The organism is Nocardioides sp. SRI_004 (assembly GCF_057586415.1).
Map to the genome: position 1 here is coordinate 49,496 of NZ_JBYCZV010000021.1, position 15,532 is coordinate 65,027.

Genomic DNA, 15,532 nt, shown 5'->3' on the forward strand with positions numbered 1-15,532 from the left:
AACGATGACCACCAACTCCCTGGCCGGCCGGCGGATCGCCGTCACCGGAGCCGCGCGCGGCATCGGCCTGGCCACCGCCCGGTTGCTCCACGATCGGGGTGCCACGGTCGTCATCGGCGACCTCGACGGCGACATCGCGGCCGCTGCGGCCGCCTCCATCGGGCCGGACGTCGCCGGGCTCGCGCTGGACGTGGCCGACCACGCGTCGTATGCCGCCTTCCTCGAGGCGGCGACCGTCGACGGGCCGCTCGACGTGCTCGTCAACAACGCCGGCATCATGCCGATCGGCCCGCTCGTCGAGCAGTCGCCCGCCACGCTGCGCCGGGCGCTCGACGTCAACGTCCTCGGCTGCCTCAACGGGTTGCAGCTCGCGCTGCCCGCCATGGTCGAGCGCGGCTCGGGGCACGTCGTCAACGTCGCGTCGACCGCCGGGCGCACCCCGGTCCCGGGTGGGATCGCCTACTGCGCCACGAAGTCCGCGGTGGTGGCGCTGACCGAGACCGCGCGGGTCGAGTACGACGGCACGGGGGTCGACTTCACCTGCGTGATGCCGCACTTCACCGACACCGAGCTGATCGCCGGCACGACCGCGACCCGGCTGGTCCCGGTCGTGCAGCCCGAGGACGTGGCGGCGGCGATCGCGGAGGCCATCGTGCACCGGCGCAAGGACGTCTTCGTGCCCCGGATGATCGGCCCGCTGCTGCGGACCCAGCCACTGCTGGGCCGACGCCTGCGCGACGCGATGAGCCGCCGGCTCGGCGCCTACGACACCTTCCTGCACTTCGACCGTGGCCAGCGCGCGGGCTACGACGACCGGATCAGCCAGTCCTGAAGGGGGTCCTGCCATGACGACATCCATCGCCACCACCCCGGACGGCGCGCTCGAGGCCGCCGAGGTGGCCCGGCTGCGCGCCACCTTCCGCACCGGACGCACCCGGCCCGACGAGTGGCGGCTCGCCCAGCTGCGCGGCCTGGAGCGGCTCCTCGTCGACAACGAGGCCGAGCTCGCCGCCGCCCTGCTCGCCGACCTCGGCCGCCCGGCGAACGACAGCTTCCTCGGCGACATCGCACCGACCCTGGCGGAGGTGCGCTTCGCGCTGAGGAAGCTCGCGCGGTGGCGTCGGCCGCAGCGGGTGGGCCTGCCCCTCTCGCAGCGACCGGGCCGGGCATGGTTCGCCTTCGAGCCGCTCGGGGTGGTGCTGGTCATCGGGCCCTGGAACTACCCGGTCTACCTCACCCTCGGACCCCTCGTCGGAGCGATCGCGGCCGGCAACTGCGCCGTCCTCAAGCCGTCCGAGCACGCGCCGGCCGTCGCCGACGCCCTCGCCCGGCTGGTGCCGCGGTACCTCGACCCCGACGCCTTCACCGTGCTCAACGGCGGTCCCGAGGTCACCCAGGGCGTGCTCGCGCAGGGTGTCGACCACGCCTTCTTCACCGGCGGCCCGGAGATCGGCAAGGCCGTGATGGCCGCTGCCGCGCCGCACCTCACCCCGGTCACCCTGGAGCTCGGCGGCAAGTGCCCCGCGGTGGTCTCGTCCGACGCCGTGGTCGACGTCGCCGCGCGCCGGATCGCGTGGACCAAGCTGCTCAACTCCGGCCAGACCTGCATCGCGCCCGACTACGTGCTCGTCGAGCGCTCCGTGCGCGACGAGTTCGTCGCCGCCCTGCTGCGGGCCTTCCGCGACATGGCGCCCGACGGCAGGGGCGGCCGCGACCTGCCGATCGTCACCGAACGGCACGCCGCCCGGCTCGCCGGCCTGCTCCAGGGCCACGGCGGCGAGGTCCTGCTCGGCGGTGGCTCGGCTCCCGCCGACCGGCGGCACGACCTCACCGTCGTGCTCGACCCGGCCGCCGACGCGGCGCTGATGCAGGAGGAGATCTTCGGGCCGATCCTGCCGGTCGTGAGCGTCGACTCGGTGGCCCAGGCCGTGGAGCGGGTCAACGCGGGACCGAAGCCGCTGGCGGCGTACCTCTTCAGCGAGTCGGGCGAGGATGAGCGACTCTTCCGCGCCGAGGTGCCGGCCGGGGCGGTGGTCACCAACCACGCCGCGATGCACGTGCTCTGCCCGGAGCTGCCGTTCGGCGGCGTCGGCAACAGCGGGATGGGCGCCTACCACGGGCGCTGGGGCTTCGAGGCCTTCAGCCACCGCAAGGCGCACCTCGCGCGATCGGCCCGGATCGACCCGCGCGTCGTCTACCCGCCCTACGGACCGCTCACCCGGCGCCTGCTCCGCCTCATCTTCTGATCCCCGTCCCCGAACGTCCCCCCGAGAACCGAGGAGAACCGCCATGCCCTTCACCGACACCGCCGACGCCACGCACTACCTCGCCCGCGTCTTCCAGGCCGGCTTCGACGACCCGGAGATCAGTCCCGCGCTCGCGAAGTCCGGGCTGGTGCTGCGGATGGACGTCACCGAGCCCGAGCTGGTGATGACCATCGACCTCGTCAACCAGACCATCCACACCGGCGACAGCGACGGTGCGGCTCCCGAGGCGAACATGACCCTCGGCCTGACCGCCGACACCGCCAACCGGTTCTGGCAGGGCAAGGTCAGCGTCCCGCTCGCCGTCGCGCGCGGCCAGATCAAGCTCGGCGGCGCGCTGCCGAAGCTGATCGCGCTGCTGCCCAGCGCCAAGCCGATCCAGCAGCGGTACGTCGCCACGCTGGCCGCCGACGGACGGGCGGACCTGATCGCGTGACCCCGACCGGCCCCGCCTTCCGCGGAGGCTCCGGTCCGCCGCTGGTGCTGTTGCACGGGCTGTTCATGTCGTGGCACGCGTGGCAGCCCGTGCTCGCGGGGCTGCGGGCCCACCACGACGTTCTCGCGCCGACGCTGGCCGGCCACCGCGGCGGACCGGCGTGGCCGGCCGACCGGATCGGGATCGGTCCGCTGGTCGAGGCGGTCGAGGAGCGAATGGACGCCGCGGGCTGGGAGCGGGCCCACGTCGTCGGCAACTCGCTCGGCGGGTGGCTGGCCCTCGAGCTCGCGCGGCGCGGGCGGGCATCGTCGGTGGTGGCGTTCTCCCCTGCCGGCACCTGGACGGGGCGGCCGTCGTACCACCTGCTGCTGGCGAAGCTGCGGCTGATCGCGGGCATCTCGCGGCTGCCGGGCGCAGCCCGACTGTCGCCGCTGCTCGCCGACGCCCGGGCCTGCACCGCGCTCCCGCCGCTGGTGCGCTGGATGGAGCAGCACGGTCCGCCGGCGCCCTTCGACGTGGGCGGCGTGCCCGCGCGGATCGCGTGGCCGCTGCACGACCGCACCATCCCGTGGCGCCACCACGGCGTGGTGTTCCGCACGCTGGTGCCGGGCGCGGAGCTGGTCCGGCTGCGCGGTGTCGGGCACGTGCCGATGACCGACGATCCCGCGCTGGTGGCGCGGACGATCCTCGAGGTGACGAGCCCCTAGGCGGACCCCGCTCAGGCGGAGAGGACGCCCCGGCCGACCGCGACGATCGCGTCGACGACGTCGTCGACGTCGCCCTCGACGTCCCCCGCGAGCCAGCTGGTCACGAGGTCGGTCGTGCCCGCGACCAGCAGGCGGCTGGCGAGCCGGCGGCGCACGATCGCGTGCTGCTCCGGCGGCGGGTCGGGCATCACGACCTCGGCCACGAACGCCGCGTAGTCGGCGACGGCCTGCTCCCGACGGGCGGCGAGCACGGGCACGGCCGGGCTCTCGACGTACAGGCGCGCCTCGCGCTGGTCCTCGCGCAGGGCACCGACGAGGGTGCGCACGACCACGACCGGCCGCTCGGCGGGGTCGACACCGGCGATCGCCTCCTCCATCCGCGAGCGGAGGCCGACGAAGAAGGCGTCGGCGACGGCGAGCAGCAGCTCGTCGCGCGTCGCGAAGCTCTCGTAGAAGTACCGCTTGCCGAGTGACGCCTCACCGCACACGGCCTCGACCGTCACGCCGGCCACGCCCTCGCGGCCGACGAGGTCGCGGCAGGCCTCGAGCAGCCGCGCCCGGCGGGTCGTCTGGCGCTCGGCCGCGCTGATGCCGCCGTAGGGCCGGGGGGTCGCTGCCATGGGGCCATCCTTGCGCACCGCCACGGCGGCCATTGACGTGGCTCACGCGCCGTCCTAAATTCTGTGACGGTGCCGTAACAGATTTGAGGAGGCGAGACGGATGGCCTGCTGCGCAGCGATCGCGATCGTCATCGGCGTGCTCCGCTCGGCGTGGTTCCGGGTCGTCCCCGGGGCCCGGCCGGCCGAGGCCGGCTTCGCCCCGCCCGCCCGGCGCCCGCTCGACGCCGGGCCCCTCGTCGCGACCGCCCCACCGGCCGCCACCCCGTCCCGCGGACGTCGGGGCACCGCCGGGCTGCTGGCCGGCATCGCCGCCGGCACCCTTCTGTACGCCGTCGCGGTGGCCGCCCTGCTCGCCACCCCGGCGACCCGGGCCCTCGACGGAGCATGGTCGCTGCGCGCGACCGGGCTCGCCGTCGTCGCGGCCGCCGCGACGCTCGGCTCCCTGCGCACCCGGCAGGACGGCGCCGACCGGTCCTGGGCGCTGGCCGGCGCCGCCGCGGCCTGGACCGAGCTCGGCCTGGTCGACATGCACGTGCTCGGCCTGTTCGAGTTCCGCACCGCCCCGGTGCTGCTCGACGTCCTGTTCCACGGCAGCGGGCTCCTCGTGCTGGCCGTCCTGGTCCCCCGCCTCCTCCGGCGCCGACCCTCCCTCCACCCCTCTACGAAGGCGGCATCCGCATGACGACGACCGCAGCCCCCACCGGCACCACCGTCCTGCTCCCGCAGGACCTGCCGCTCCTGCCGCGGGCCACCCGGCGGGCGTTGCTCCGCAGCGTCACCGGGTACGCCGTCCTGTGGCTCGCCGCCCTGCTGCCGCTCCTGCTCGGGCTGGATGCCCGGTGGCAGGTCGCCGGCCTCGGGCTGGCGCTCCCCGGCGGCGGGCTGCTGGCGACCGGCCACGTCGTCGGCGGCCTGCTCGTGCTGGCCGGGCTGCTGGTGGCGGTCTTCGTGTGGTGGGCCGCCGGCCCGACGGTGCTGCCACCGCTCGCCTGGGTGGCCGGTGCCGTGCTGCCCGCGGTGCTGCTGGACCGGCCGGAGGTGAGCGACGGTGGTGCGACGGCGGTGCTGGTCGTCGTACCGGCGCTGCTGGTGGGCTCGCTCGCCGTCCATGCGCTGCGGCACCGGGCGCAGGCCCGTCGTGGGGCGGCGATCAACGAGCGGCTGCGTCGGGTCTCCTTCACGATCAGCGGGCCGCCGGACATCGCGACCGGCGTCCCGGTCGTCGAGCACACCGACACCGACCTGCGCCGGCTGCGCGCGGCGCTCGACATCGGGCTGCAGCCGGTCGACGGGCTGGCCGGCTTCACCCGGCTCGACCAGTTCCGCGAGGGCGCCCTGCGGTACCAGATCAATGCCGTCGGCTACGGGCTCGCCATGGCGCAGTTCACCCGCACGCCGGCCTTCCGCGGCTACCTCGCCGAGGCGCAGCGCAACCTGGTCGAGAAGGTCCTGGACCGCCGCATCTGGGGCTACTGGGCGCTCGAGAACGCATGGGGCAACCTGCGTCGCGACAAGGACCCGGTGCCGCTCGGCGGCAACGTGATGCTCACCGGCTTCCACGGCCTGCAGGTCGGGATGTACTCCGTCCTCAACGACGACCGCTACCGGCAGTCCGGCGCGCTCACCTTCCGCTGGGACCGGGACACGGCCTTCGCCCACGACCTCAAGGGCATGGCGGCCAACGTCCGGGAGAACGTGCGGCGCTCGGACTTCAGCCTCTATCCGTGCGAGCCCAACTGGATCTACACGATCTGCAACACCTTCGGCCTCAACACCGTGCTCGTCGACGAGCAGCTCGAGGCCTCGCACGAGGCCGACGACGTCCGCGCCCGGCTCCGGCGCGCCTACGAGGAGGAGTTCCTGCGCCCCGACGGCCGCATCGTCGGCGTGCGGTCGTCCCACCTCGGGCTGTCCTGGAACTTCTGGTCCAGCCCGTCGGTGCAGCTCGCGACGACGTACTGGATGCACCCCGGGATGCCCGACCTCGCCCACCGCACCTGGTGGCTGATCCGCGACGGCTGGCTGCAGGTCGAGGACGGCCGGGTGCGCACGCCGCGCGGACTGGTCAGCCGCCTGGACCCCGGCAACTACCAGGTCCGCAGCGACACCTTCAGCCTCGCCGTGACGACCATGGCCGCCCGGGAGGTCGGCGACGAGGAGACGGCGCTCGCCGCGGAGCGGACCCTCGCCGAGCGCGAGCGGCTCGAGGTCGAGAACGGCGCCGAGCGGTTCGCGGACGCCAGCGGCCTGGCCAACTCCTATCTCAACCTCGGCCGCTTCGGGCGGCACGACGGCCTGCGCGACCTGGTCGCCTTCGGGCCGCCCGCGGCCTGGCGCGACGGACCGGTGCTGGACGAGGCCGCCTACCCGGACGTGCTGGTGGCCCGGGCCGTGTCGGACGGTGCGGCGCTCGACCTCGTGCTGGTGCCCGGCGCCGGGCCGGTCCGCCCGACGCTGCGGCTCGCGCAGCTGCGCCCCGGGGCGTCGTACGACGTCGAGGGGGCGGCCCGCGACCGGCTGGTCGCCGACGCGGCCGGCCGGGCGGAGCTCGAGCTGGACCTCGGTGGGCGGACGGCGGTGCGGGTGCGTCCCTCGACCTGAGGCTCCTAGTCTGGGCGCGTGAGCAACGACGGCGTGCCCAACGGGATCGAGCCCTGGCTCCTGGCCTACGTCGCCGAGCAGGCCCAGCCGGCACAGGTCGACGCGTGGGTCGACCGGGTCACCAACGCGATCCTCACCGAGATGCCCGACATCCGCGCCTTCGACGGCCTCGACGAGCTGCTGCGGATCACCGTCCGCGAGCACTGGGTGGCCTTCCTCGCCGACTTCGCGCAGCCGGCGCAGCACTTCCACCTGGTCGACGCCGCGGAGCGGCTGTCCACGCTGGTCGCCGACCTGCAGATCCCGCTCGAGCTGCTGATCCAGTTCTACCGGGTCGCGCAGCAGGAGGTCTGGGACTACGTCAGCGAGGTCATCAAGGACCTGCCGCCGAGCGACTTCGACCGCGCGGACCTGCTCATGTACTTCTGGAACCGCGCCGGCGTCTGGCTCGACAGGTCGATCAGCGCGTCGATCGAGATCTACCAGGGCGCCCGCAGCCGGGTGCTCGCCGGCGCCGCGGCCCAGCGCTACGAGTCGGTGAAGGCGATCCTCGCCGGCGAGCTGACCGACGCCCGCGAGGCGTCCTCGGCCCTCGGCGGCTACCCGATCTCGGTCCACCACACGGCGTTCGTGCTGTCGGTCGCCGACGCCGAGCGAGCCGGCGGCCTGGAGACCCTCGCCGCCGACCTGGTCCGCGCCGTCGGGGCCAGCAACCCGCTCATCGTCAAGCCCGGTGGCCGCCAGCTGTGGATGTGGATCGGCACCCGCGACCCGCTCGACCTCGACGGCCTCGCGGGGGCCAACGCCTCGGCCGCCCGCGTCGACACCTGCGTCGGGGTCGGGACCTCGACGAGCGGCATCGCCGGTCTCGTCGCCAGCCACCGCGAGGCGCTGGGCGCCCTGCGCGTCGCCGCCCCCGGCGACACCACCTGGCTGACCCGGTACGACGAGGTGGAGCTCCCCGTGCTGCTCGGCTGCTCGCCGGAGGTCGACCGGTTCATGGCCCGCCAGCTGGGCCCGCTCGTCGGCGACGACGAGGCGATGGCCCGCATCCGCGAGACCCTGACCGCCTTCCTGGGCAGCGGCGGCAGCGCCGAGGAGGCCGCCCGGGCGCTGGTCGTCCACCGCAACACGATCCGCTACCGGCTCGGCCAGGCCGAGGAGCTGCTCGGCCGCCCGGTGGCGAAGATCAGCCCCGAGCTCGCGACGGCGCTGCGACACCACGAGCTGTTCCACCGAGACCGCGGCGCGTGAGCCTGACCGGCACGGTCGCCGTCCCGGGGCCGGGGTCTCGCGACGGTTGCTGCGCAACCTCCTCGACCACCGGGGACGGCACTGGGGACGTGCCCGGCAGGTGAGCACGTCCCCAGTGGTTCGGGAGGTCGAGGGCGGGGTCAGCCCTCGAGGGTCAGGGCCAGCACGGGGCAGGCCTGGACGGCGGCGTACACGTGGGCCCGGTCGGACTCCGGCGGGTTCGCGTCGAGCACGGTGACCAGCTCCTCGTCCTCGTCGACCTCGAAGTAGTCGTTGGCCATGGACTCGCACATCCCCAGGCCCTCGCACTTCCCGAGGTCCGCGACGATGTGCATCACGCACCGACCTTGTGACGGGGCTCGACGGCCTTGAAGTCGACCTTCTCGCGGACGCCGCAGTCGGGGCAGCACCAGTCGTCCGGGATGTCCTTCCAGGCGGTGCCGGCGGCGAAGCCCTCGAGCTCGTTGCCCTCGGCGACCTCGTAGGTGTACTGGCAGCCCGGGCACTGCGCGGCGAGCACCTCGCCCTCGAACTCGTGGGCGCTGGTGTCGGCGCGGAGCCCGGCCTCGGCGGCGAGCTTCTCGGCGGGGACGGGGTACGTGCGCAGCAGCTTCTCGCGCTTCGCCGGGTGGAGGTTGGCCAGGCGCAGGTCACCGTCGTAGTGGGCGATGACCCGCTTGTCCATGAGGGCCCGGAAGGCCGGCGGGAACATCGCGACGACGATCATGCCGGTGTAGCCGGTCGGCAGGACCGGGGCGTCCTTGAAGTCGCGCAGCGTCTGGTAGCGACGCGTCGGGTTCGCGTGGTGGTCACTGTGGCGCTGCAGGTGGTAGAGCAGCACGTTGGTCGCGATGTTGTTGGAGTTCCACGAGTGCGCCGGGGTGACCCGCTCGTAGCGCATCTTGCCCGGGGTGCCGACCTTCTGCCGGACCATGCCGTAGTGCTCCATGTAGTTGACGACCTCGAGCAGGGAGAACCCGACGACGGCCTGCAGCACGAGATAGGGCAGCAGCGAGAGCGGGTTGACGTCGTACGCGAGCCCGAGCCAGAGCATCAGGCCGCCCCACAGCGCGACGGTCATCAGCCAGGCGTTGAGCACGTCGTTGCCGAGGTGGAACGGGTGGGTGCCCTTGCGCTGGTAGCGCTTGGCCTCGAGCTCCCACGAGCTCTTCAGCGAGCCGGCGACGGTCCGCGGCCAGAAGCGGTAGACGCTCTCGCCCATCCGGGCGCTGGCGGGGTCCTCGGGGGTCGCGACCCGGACGTGGTGGCCGCGGTTGTGCTCGATGTAGAAGTGGCCGTAGAAGGTCTGGGCGAGGGCGATCTTGGACGCCCAGCGCTCGACCGACTCGCGCTTGTGGCCCAGCTCGTGGGCGGTGTTGATCGCGACGCCGCCGACGACGCCGACCGAGATCGCGAGGCCGACCTTGGCGAGCACCGACATGTCGGTCGTGGCGAGATACCAGATCGCGGCGACGAAGCCGCCGTACTGGACCGGCAGGTAGAGGTAGGTCACCCAGCGGTAGTACTTGTCGTTCTCGAGCGCCTCGATCACGTCGTCGGGCGGGTTCGTGTCGTCGTACCCGGCGACGAGGTCGATCAGCGGGATGATCCCGAAGAAGACGACCGGCGTCAGCCAGAAGAAGAGGGCGTGGTCGGTCGCCTCGAAGAGGCCGATCCCGACGATGGGGGTCAGCGGGACCACGAGTCCCAGGACCCACAGATAGCGCTTCTTGTCGCGCCACGCGACGGTCTGGCCGTCAGCTCCTTGTGTTGCGTACTTCGCCATCGGATGCCTCCTCGGGTGGTGCGACCACTGCGTCGCTGGTACCCCTCAAGGGTGCTTCCGGAGGCCCTCCCGGGTCTCGGGCGTGCTGCACAAGTTGAGTTATGGTCATTGGCAGCCTGCACAACACGACGCGTCGAGCCGCAGGTCGGCGTGCCGCCCGAGGGCAGCCCCTGGGCTCAGCCGGCGATCGGCGACAGGGCGCTGGCCAGGGCGCGCAGCACCTCCGGCGCGACTCGGTAGTAGGCCCACCGGCCGCGCTGCTCGCGGGTGGCCAGGCCCGCCTCGACGAGCAGCTTCATGTGGTGCGACACGGTGGGCTGGCTGAGGCCGACCGGCTCGGTCATGTCGCAGATGCACGCCTCGCCCCCGGGCGCCGCGGCGATCATCGACAGCAGCTTCACGCGGGTCGGGTCGCCGAGCGCCTTGAACATCCGCGCCAGCGCTTCCGCGGCGTCGTCGGACACCACCCCGGCGGTGACCGGCGAGCAGCAGGCGGCGAGCTCGTCGGGCTGGAGGACCGGCAGCGGGGAGGGCATGCGCCCATTCTGACTCATCCATTGACATTTGTCGATGCGTTGGTCAGGATCTGACCCATCGACAAACGTCTATACGAATGGTGGAATGACGAGATGAACGACAGCACCCTCCCCGTCGTCGTGATCGGCGCCGGTCCGCAGGGCCTCGCCGCGGCGGCGCATTTGCTCGAGCGCGGCCTGGAGCCGCTCGTGCTCGAGGCCGGCGCCGGACCCGCCTCGGCGGTGGCCGAGTGGGGGCACGTCCGGCTGTTCTCGGCCTGGCCCGAGCTGGTCGACGCCGCGGCCGCGCGCCTGCTCGAGCCCACCGGCTGGCAGCGCCCGGAGTCCGGCCACCCGACCGGCGCCGCGTGGATCGAGCGCTACCTCGCGCCGCTGGCCACCGCCCTCGGCGACCGGGTGCGGTACGACGCCCGGGTGATCGCGGTGTCCCGCAAGGGCCGCGACCGGCTGGTCGACGCCGACCGGGCCGAGCAGCCCTTCACCGTGCACGTGAGCGACGCGCTCGGGCGCGAGTCGCGGCTGGAGGCCCGCGCGGTCATCGACGCCTCGGGCACGTGGCGCCGCCCCAGCCCGGCCGGCGCCGACGGCGTACCGGCCCTCGGCGAGCGCGCGGCCGCGGACCTCATCGCCTACCAGGTCCCCGACCGGTCGGCGCCCGAGCGCTACGCCGGCCGGCACACCGTGGTCGTCGGCGCCGGCGATTCGGCGTTCAACGCGATCCACGAGCTGGTGCAGGTCGCGCAGGAGCACCCCGGCACGCGGGTCACCTGGGCGATCCGCCGGGTGGTCGGCGACGGCACCTTCGGCGGCGGCGCTGCCGACCAGCTCCCCGAGCGCGGGGCGCTCGGCCAGCGGGCGAGGCGGGGGGTGGAGTCCGGTGCGGTCGAGCTCGTGACCGGCTTCCGGACGGCGGAGGTGCGTCGCGAGGGCGAGCGGGCGGTGCTGGTCGGCGAGGACGGGCGCGAGCTCCCGGCCGCCGACACCGTCGTCGTGCTGACCGGCTTCCGGCCGGACCTCTCGTTCCTCTCGGAGCTGCGCCTCGACCTCGACCCGACCCTCGAGGCACCGCGGCGGATCGCCGCGGAGATCGACCCCAACATCCACTCCTGCGGGTCGGTGCAGGCCACCGGCGCCGCGGACCTCGCGCAGCCCGAGACCGACCTCTACCTCGTGGGCATGAAGTCCTACGGCCGGGCGCCGACCTTCCTGGCGCTCACCGGCTACGAGCAGGTGCGCAGCGTCGTGGCGGCCCTCGCGGGCGACCACGAGGCCGCGGCCCGGGTCGAGCTGGTCCTGCCCGACACCGGCGTGTGCGGCGGGGCCGGCGTGTTCGACGACCCGGAGAGCGCCGGTGGCGGTTGCTGCGCACCCGCGGTCGCCGCACCGACCGAGCTCCTCGAGATCGGCCGGGCTCCTGTCGGCGCCTGAGGGTCCCGTGGAGGACGCCGGCGCGCGCCGGGTGCTGGTCACGCTGTGCGTGACGGTCACCGTCGCGTACGGCGTCCTCTACTACGCCTTCACCGTCCTCTCCCCCGCGATCGCCGAGGACACCGGCTGGTCGACAACCGCGGTCACGACGGCGTTCTCGGCCGGCAGCCTGTTCGGCGCCGTCGCGGGCATCGTCGCCGGGCGGCTCCTGCAGCGCCGCGGGCCACGCCTGGTCATGACGACCGGCAGTGTCCTCGGCGCGGCGGCGATGGTGGTGGTCGCGGCGGCGCCGGCCCTCCCGGTGTTCGTCGCCGGCTGGCTGCTCGCCGGGGCGGCGAGCGCGGGCACCTTCTACGCGCCGGCCTTCGCCGCCCTGACCGAGTGGTACGGCGCCCACCGGGTGCGCGCGATCACCGCGCTGACCCTCGTGGCGGGCTTCGCCTCGACCGTCTTCGCCCCGCTCACCGCGGTCCTGGGCGACCAGCTCGGCTGGCGCGGCGCGTACGGCGTCCTGGCGGGCGTCCTGCTGGCCACCGGGCCCGCGCACGCCGTCGGGCTCGCCCGGCCGTGGCGGCCCGCGACCGGCCCGGGCCCGGCATCGGCGCGGGCCACCGACCGCACGATCCTGACCAGCCGGACGTTCGTGGTGGTCACGGCCTCCGGGGCGCTGGCCTCGCTCGCGATGTACACCTCGCTCGTCCACCTCGTCCCGCTGCTCCTCGACCGCGGGCTCGACGTGCAGCTCGCCGCCTGGGCACTCGGCCTGAGCGGCGCCGGGCAGGTCGGCGGGCGACTGCTCTACCCGCGGCTCGACCGCCGGCTCGGACCGCACGGCCGGGCCGTGCTGGTGATCGGCGTGCTCGCGGCGAGCCTCCTCCTGCTGGCCGCCGTCCCCGGCCCCGCCGCGCTCCTCGTCGCCGTGGCCGTCCTCAGCGGCGCCGCCCGCGGCCTGTTCACCCTCGTCAGCGCGACGGTCGTCAGCGAGCACTGGGGCACGGAGCGGTACGCCGCCCTCAACGGCGTCTACAACGCGCCCCTCGGCGTCGCGGCCGCCCTGTCGCCGGCCTTCGGCGCCGCGGTGGCGGCCTGGACCGGCAGCCACCCGGCGCTGTTCGCCGTGCTCGGGCTCCTCGCGCTGGCGAGTGCCGGCCTGGCGGCGACCGCAGGCGGGGGCTCAGCCGTCCGCGTGACGCCACACCTTGACGGCCGAGGCGAGCAGGATCAGCGCCAGGGCGCCGATGAGGGCGGGCCCGGCGACGTACGGCAGCAGCGCGCCGCCGACGACGGCACCCGCGACGGACCCGGCACCCATCAGCAGCACGAACCTGAGGTTGCCGCGGAGCACCTCGAACGAGCTGTCCCGGCTGTAGCGGGCGAAGCCGACCAGCATGGTGGGCAGCGAGACCAGGAGTGAGAGGCTGCCGGCCAGCCGGATGTCGACCCCGAAGAGCAGGACGATCGTCGGGATCAGCAGCTCCCCGCCCGCGACGCCCATGAACGCGGCGACCATCCCGATCAGCACGCCCGCGACCACGCCGGCGACGGCACGTACGACGACGGGCAGGTCCAGGGTGCCGAGCTCGGCGTAGTGGGTGCCCGCCAGGACCACGGCGATCACGACCAGCAATGCCGCCAGGGTGCGGTGGAGCGCGCGGGCGTGCAACCGGACGGCCCACCCGGCAGCGAGCCAGGCCCCGACGAGCGAACCCGCCAGCAGGTTGACCACGATCCACCAGTGGTCGGCCACATCGCCCCACGGGACCGCGAAGGCGCGCGCCGGAAGGGCAGCGACGACGACCACGAGGCTCATCGCCTTGTTGACGATCACGGCCTGCAGTGCGGCGAACCCGAAGAGCGCCATCAGCAGCGGGAGCCGGAACTCCGCCCCGCCGAGGCCGATCAGGCCACCCAGCACGCCGATGGCGGCGCCCGCGGCCAGCGGCCACGCGACCCCGTCACGACGCCCGCGGACCGGTGCCGCTGGTTCCTCGCCCGTCATCACCGGGTCAGTCTGGCGGACCGGCGCAGCGGGCTCAGGACGCCCGGCGGAGCAGTGGCGTCGTGACCCGGATCCGGTCGGCGAGCTCGTCGTGCACACGGTCGAAGGCGGCGCGGGTGCCGCCGGCCGCCGGGTCCGGGACCGACCAGTGCAGGTCGTCCGCCCCGGCGAGGTCCTCGTGCGCCCGGTCGCACACGGTGATGAGCAGGTCGCCACCACGGGGCGGCCGGCCGATCTCGTCCAGCCGCCGCGGGGCGATGTCGGGGAGGTCCAGACCGTGCCGGCCGGCCGTCGCGAGCGCTCCTCGCGCGATGCGGTCGCCGGGGTGGGTGCCCGCGGAGGTCACCGGGATGTCGCTCGTCGCCCGCCAGAGCGCGGCGGCGAGGTGGGAGCGCGCCGTGTTGGCGGTGCAGACGAAGACGACCCGCCCGGGCGCCTTGAGCGCCGGCCCGGTGAGCGGGCCGACGAGCGTGCCGACGACACCGTGGACCAGCCGCCAGTAGCTGCGCCGGCGGTCACCCTCCGAGCGGCGCCGCTCGACCACACCGGCGCCCTCGAGGATCTTCAGGTGGTGGGCGAGCAGGTTCGACGGGGTCCCCAGTCGGGAGGACAGCTCCGAGGACGCCGCGTCGCCGACGGTGAGCACATCGACCACCTGCAGCCGGGTCGGGTCCGCGAGCGCGGCGTACACGGCGGCGCGCTGCTGCAGCGTGGCAGTTCGCTCAGCGTTCATTGCCTCAATGTTGACTGAGTAATCTCCGGATCGTCAAGATGTCTGCCGTGAGCACTCCCGCACCCCACCGACTGTCGCGCCGCCTGCTGGCCGAGCTGCTCGGCACGGCCTTCCTCGTCGCCACGGTAGTGGGATCCGGCATCGCCGCGCAGCGGCTCTCACCGGGCGACACCGGGCTGCAGCTGCTCGAGAACAGCCTCGCGACGGGCGCCGCCCTGGTCGCCCTGATCATCGCGTTCCAGCCGGTGTCGGCGTCCTTCAACCCGGTCGTCACCCTGGTCGAGGCCGGCCTGGGGCGGGTGCGGCCGACCGAGGCGGGCGCGCTGGTGGCCGCCCAGCTCGCGGGCGGCGCGCTCGGGGCCGTCGTCGCCAACCTGATGTTCGAGCTGCCCGCCGTCGAGGTCTCCGGCCACGACCGCACCGGGTCCGGCCTCCTGGTCGCCGAGGTGGTCGCCACGCTCGGCCTCGTGCTGGTCGTCTTCGGTGCGCTGCGCTCGGAGCGGGTCGAGACGGTCGCGTACGCCGTCGGCGGCTACATCGCCGCGGCGTACTGGTTCACCAGCTCGACCAGCTTCGCCAACCCGGCCGTGACCCTCGCCCGGACCCTCTCCGACACGTTCGCCGGGATCGCCCCGTCGTCCGTCCCCGCCTTCGTGGCGATGCAGGTCCTCGGCGGCCTGGCGGGCCTACTCGTCGTACGCCTGCTGCACCCGTCCGCACCGCCGGTCCCGTCCGTCACCCAGGAGTCCCGATGACCCGTCCCACCGTGCTCTTCGTCTGCGTCCACAACGCCGGCCGCTCCCAGATGGCCGCCGGCTACCTCCAGCACCTCGCGGGTGACCGGGTCGAGGTCCTCTCGGCCGGCTCCCAGCCCGCCGACCAGGTCAACCGGGTCGCGGTCGCCGCGATGGCCGAGGAGGGCATCGACATCGCGTCCGAGCAGCCCAAGGTGCTCACGACGTCGGCCGTCCAGGAGGCCGACGTCGTGATCACGATGGGCTGCGGCGACGAGTGCCCCTACTTCCCGGGCAAGCGCTACGAGGACTGGGTGCTCGACGACCCGGCCGGGCAGGGCATCGAGGCCGTGCGGCCGATCCGCGACGAGATCCGCGGACGGGTGGAGGCGCTGGTCGCCGAGCTGGTGGGCTGAGCTCCCCGCAGGCGGGTC

At 74.1% G+C, this 15,532-nt stretch carries 16 protein-coding genes and 1 pseudogene; 11 read left to right on the forward strand and 6 right to left on the reverse strand.

Features of this window, described 5'->3' with window-relative positions:
• Positions 1–4: 4 nt before the first annotated feature.
• The 4 genes from AC2YHB_RS22775 to AC2YHB_RS22790 are packed head-to-tail and all read left to right on the forward strand — an operon-like array spanning position 5 to position 3,407.
• The gene (locus AC2YHB_RS22775) at positions 5–832 is read left to right on the forward strand and encodes an SDR family oxidoreductase (RefSeq protein ID WP_036543599.1); all 828 of its coding nucleotides are present in this window, start codon (positions 5–7) and stop codon (positions 830–832) included.
• 13 nt (positions 833–845) lie between these two features.
• Positions 846–2,246: an aldehyde dehydrogenase family protein gene (locus AC2YHB_RS22780; RefSeq protein ID WP_487354665.1), complete on the forward strand. Its 1,401-nt coding sequence runs from the start codon at positions 846–848 to the stop codon at positions 2,244–2,246.
• Between the two features lie 43 nt (positions 2,247–2,289).
• Positions 2,290–2,700, forward strand: coding sequence for a hypothetical protein (locus tag AC2YHB_RS22785; RefSeq protein WP_487354666.1), 411 nt, complete (start codon positions 2,290–2,292; stop codon positions 2,698–2,700).
• Positions 2,697–3,407 (forward strand): alpha/beta fold hydrolase, encoded by a 711-nt coding sequence (locus AC2YHB_RS22790; RefSeq protein ID WP_487354667.1) that lies wholly within the window; start codon positions 2,697–2,699, stop codon positions 3,405–3,407. The genes AC2YHB_RS22785 and AC2YHB_RS22790 overlap by 4 nt, the downstream gene beginning before the upstream one ends.
• An 11-nt stretch (positions 3,408–3,418) precedes the next feature.
• Here the strand turns inward: AC2YHB_RS22790 and AC2YHB_RS22795 are convergent, their stop codons facing one another.
• On the reverse strand, positions 3,419–4,027 hold the full coding sequence (locus AC2YHB_RS22795) for a TetR/AcrR family transcriptional regulator (protein ID WP_487354668.1): 609 nt from the start codon (positions 4,025–4,027) through the stop codon (positions 3,419–3,421).
• Between the two features lie 100 nt (positions 4,028–4,127).
• Here AC2YHB_RS22795 and AC2YHB_RS22800 point away from each other — a divergent pair, with 100 nt between their 5' ends.
• The 3 genes from AC2YHB_RS22800 to AC2YHB_RS22810 are packed head-to-tail and all read left to right on the forward strand — an operon-like array spanning position 4,128 to position 7,882.
• Positions 4,128–4,709 carry a hypothetical protein gene (locus tag AC2YHB_RS22800; protein WP_487354669.1) on the forward strand — a complete coding sequence of 194 codons (582 nt, stop codon included), beginning with the start codon at positions 4,128–4,130 and terminating at the stop codon, positions 4,707–4,709.
• On the forward strand, positions 4,706–6,628 hold the full coding sequence (locus tag AC2YHB_RS22805; protein ID WP_487354670.1) for a linalool dehydratase/isomerase domain-containing protein: 1,923 nt from the start codon (positions 4,706–4,708) through the stop codon (positions 6,626–6,628). The genes AC2YHB_RS22800 and AC2YHB_RS22805 overlap by 4 nt, the downstream gene beginning before the upstream one ends.
• Before the next feature lie 18 nt (positions 6,629–6,646).
• Positions 6,647–7,882, forward strand: a complete 1,236-nt coding sequence (locus tag AC2YHB_RS22810) for a PucR family transcriptional regulator (protein ID WP_487354671.1) — start codon at positions 6,647–6,649, stop codon at positions 7,880–7,882.
• A gap of 140 nt (positions 7,883–8,022) precedes the next feature.
• On the opposite strand, the gene AC2YHB_RS22815 is transcribed toward AC2YHB_RS22810, so the two are convergent.
• From AC2YHB_RS22815 to AC2YHB_RS22825, 3 genes are all read right to left on the reverse strand, one after another.
• Positions 8,023–8,217 (reverse strand): ferredoxin, encoded by a 195-nt coding sequence (locus AC2YHB_RS22815; RefSeq protein WP_036544220.1) that lies wholly within the window; start codon positions 8,215–8,217, stop codon positions 8,023–8,025.
• Positions 8,217–9,668, reverse strand: coding sequence for a fatty acid desaturase (locus AC2YHB_RS22820; RefSeq protein WP_179648876.1), 1,452 nt, complete (start codon positions 9,666–9,668; stop codon positions 8,217–8,219). The genes AC2YHB_RS22815 and AC2YHB_RS22820 overlap by 1 nt, the downstream gene beginning before the upstream one ends.
• A gap of 176 nt (positions 9,669–9,844) precedes the next feature.
• Positions 9,845–10,204, reverse strand: a complete 360-nt coding sequence (locus AC2YHB_RS22825) for an ArsR/SmtB family transcription factor (protein WP_036543612.1) — start codon at positions 10,202–10,204, stop codon at positions 9,845–9,847.
• A gap of 93 nt (positions 10,205–10,297) precedes the next feature.
• On the opposite strand from AC2YHB_RS22825, the gene AC2YHB_RS22830 reads away from it, so the two are divergent.
• Positions 10,298–11,632: an NAD(P)-binding domain-containing protein gene (locus AC2YHB_RS22830; RefSeq protein ID WP_487354672.1), complete on the forward strand. Its 1,335-nt coding sequence runs from the start codon at positions 10,298–10,300 to the stop codon at positions 11,630–11,632.
• Positions 11,633–11,681: 49 nt separating this feature from the next.
• A pseudogene (locus tag AC2YHB_RS22835) lies at positions 11,682–12,518 on the forward strand (MFS transporter); the annotation flags it as partial.
• Positions 12,519–12,806: 288 nt separating this feature from the next.
• On the opposite strand, the gene AC2YHB_RS22840 reads toward AC2YHB_RS22835, so the two are convergent.
• Positions 12,807–13,631 carry a sulfite exporter TauE/SafE family protein gene (locus tag AC2YHB_RS22840; protein ID WP_487354682.1) on the reverse strand — a complete coding sequence of 275 codons (825 nt, stop codon included), beginning with the start codon at positions 13,629–13,631 and terminating at the stop codon, positions 12,807–12,809.
• A gap of 34 nt (positions 13,632–13,665) precedes the next feature.
• Positions 13,666–14,364 (reverse strand): arsenate reductase/protein-tyrosine-phosphatase family protein, encoded by a 699-nt coding sequence (locus tag AC2YHB_RS22845; protein ID WP_179648873.1) that lies wholly within the window; start codon positions 14,362–14,364, stop codon positions 13,666–13,668.
• 38 nt (positions 14,365–14,402) lie between these two features.
• Between AC2YHB_RS22845 and AC2YHB_RS22850 the strand changes: the two genes are divergently transcribed.
• Positions 14,403–15,119 (forward strand): aquaporin, encoded by a 717-nt coding sequence (locus tag AC2YHB_RS22850; RefSeq protein ID WP_179648872.1) that lies wholly within the window; start codon positions 14,403–14,405, stop codon positions 15,117–15,119.
• Entirely contained in the window at positions 15,116–15,514 is a 399-nt protein-coding gene (locus tag AC2YHB_RS22855) for an arsenate reductase ArsC (protein WP_179648871.1), read from the forward strand. Before AC2YHB_RS22850 ends, AC2YHB_RS22855 begins: the two co-directional genes overlap by 4 nt.
• Positions 15,515–15,532 lie beyond the last annotated feature (18 nt).

Bases quoted from the DNA above. Each gene is read 5' to 3' on its own strand.
- AC2YHB_RS22820 (WP_179648876.1), bottom strand. From the start codon at position 9,668: ATGGCGAAGTACGCAACACAAGGAGCTGACGGCCAGACCGTCGCGTGG.
- AC2YHB_RS22780 (WP_487354665.1), top strand. From the start codon at position 846: ATGACGACATCCATCGCCACCACCCCGGACGGCGCGCTCGAGGCCGCC.
- AC2YHB_RS22825 (WP_036543612.1), bottom strand. From the start codon at position 10,204: ATGCCCTCCCCGCTGCCGGTCCTCCAGCCCGACGAGCTCGCCGCCTGC.
- AC2YHB_RS22850 (WP_179648872.1), top strand. From the start codon at position 14,403: ATGTCTGCCGTGAGCACTCCCGCACCCCACCGACTGTCGCGCCGCCTG.
- AC2YHB_RS22830 (WP_487354672.1), top strand. From the start codon at position 10,298: ATGAACGACAGCACCCTCCCCGTCGTCGTGATCGGCGCCGGTCCGCAG.
- AC2YHB_RS22840 (WP_487354682.1), bottom strand. From the start codon at position 13,631: ATGACGGGCGAGGAACCAGCGGCACCGGTCCGCGGGCGTCGTGACGGG.
- AC2YHB_RS22805 (WP_487354670.1), top strand. From the start codon at position 4,706: ATGACGACGACCGCAGCCCCCACCGGCACCACCGTCCTGCTCCCGCAG.
- AC2YHB_RS22800 (WP_487354669.1), top strand. From the start codon at position 4,128: ATGGCCTGCTGCGCAGCGATCGCGATCGTCATCGGCGTGCTCCGCTCG.
- AC2YHB_RS22775 (WP_036543599.1), top strand. From the start codon at position 5: ATGACCACCAACTCCCTGGCCGGCCGGCGGATCGCCGTCACCGGAGCC.
- AC2YHB_RS22855 (WP_179648871.1), top strand. From the start codon at position 15,116: ATGACCCGTCCCACCGTGCTCTTCGTCTGCGTCCACAACGCCGGCCGC.
- AC2YHB_RS22845 (WP_179648873.1), bottom strand. From the start codon at position 14,364: ATGAACGCTGAGCGAACTGCCACGCTGCAGCAGCGCGCCGCCGTGTAC.
- AC2YHB_RS22785 (WP_487354666.1), top strand. From the start codon at position 2,290: ATGCCCTTCACCGACACCGCCGACGCCACGCACTACCTCGCCCGCGTC.
- AC2YHB_RS22815 (WP_036544220.1), bottom strand. From the start codon at position 8,217: ATGCACATCGTCGCGGACCTCGGGAAGTGCGAGGGCCTGGGGATGTGC.
- AC2YHB_RS22795 (WP_487354668.1), bottom strand. From the start codon at position 4,027: ATGGCAGCGACCCCCCGGCCCTACGGCGGCATCAGCGCGGCCGAGCGC.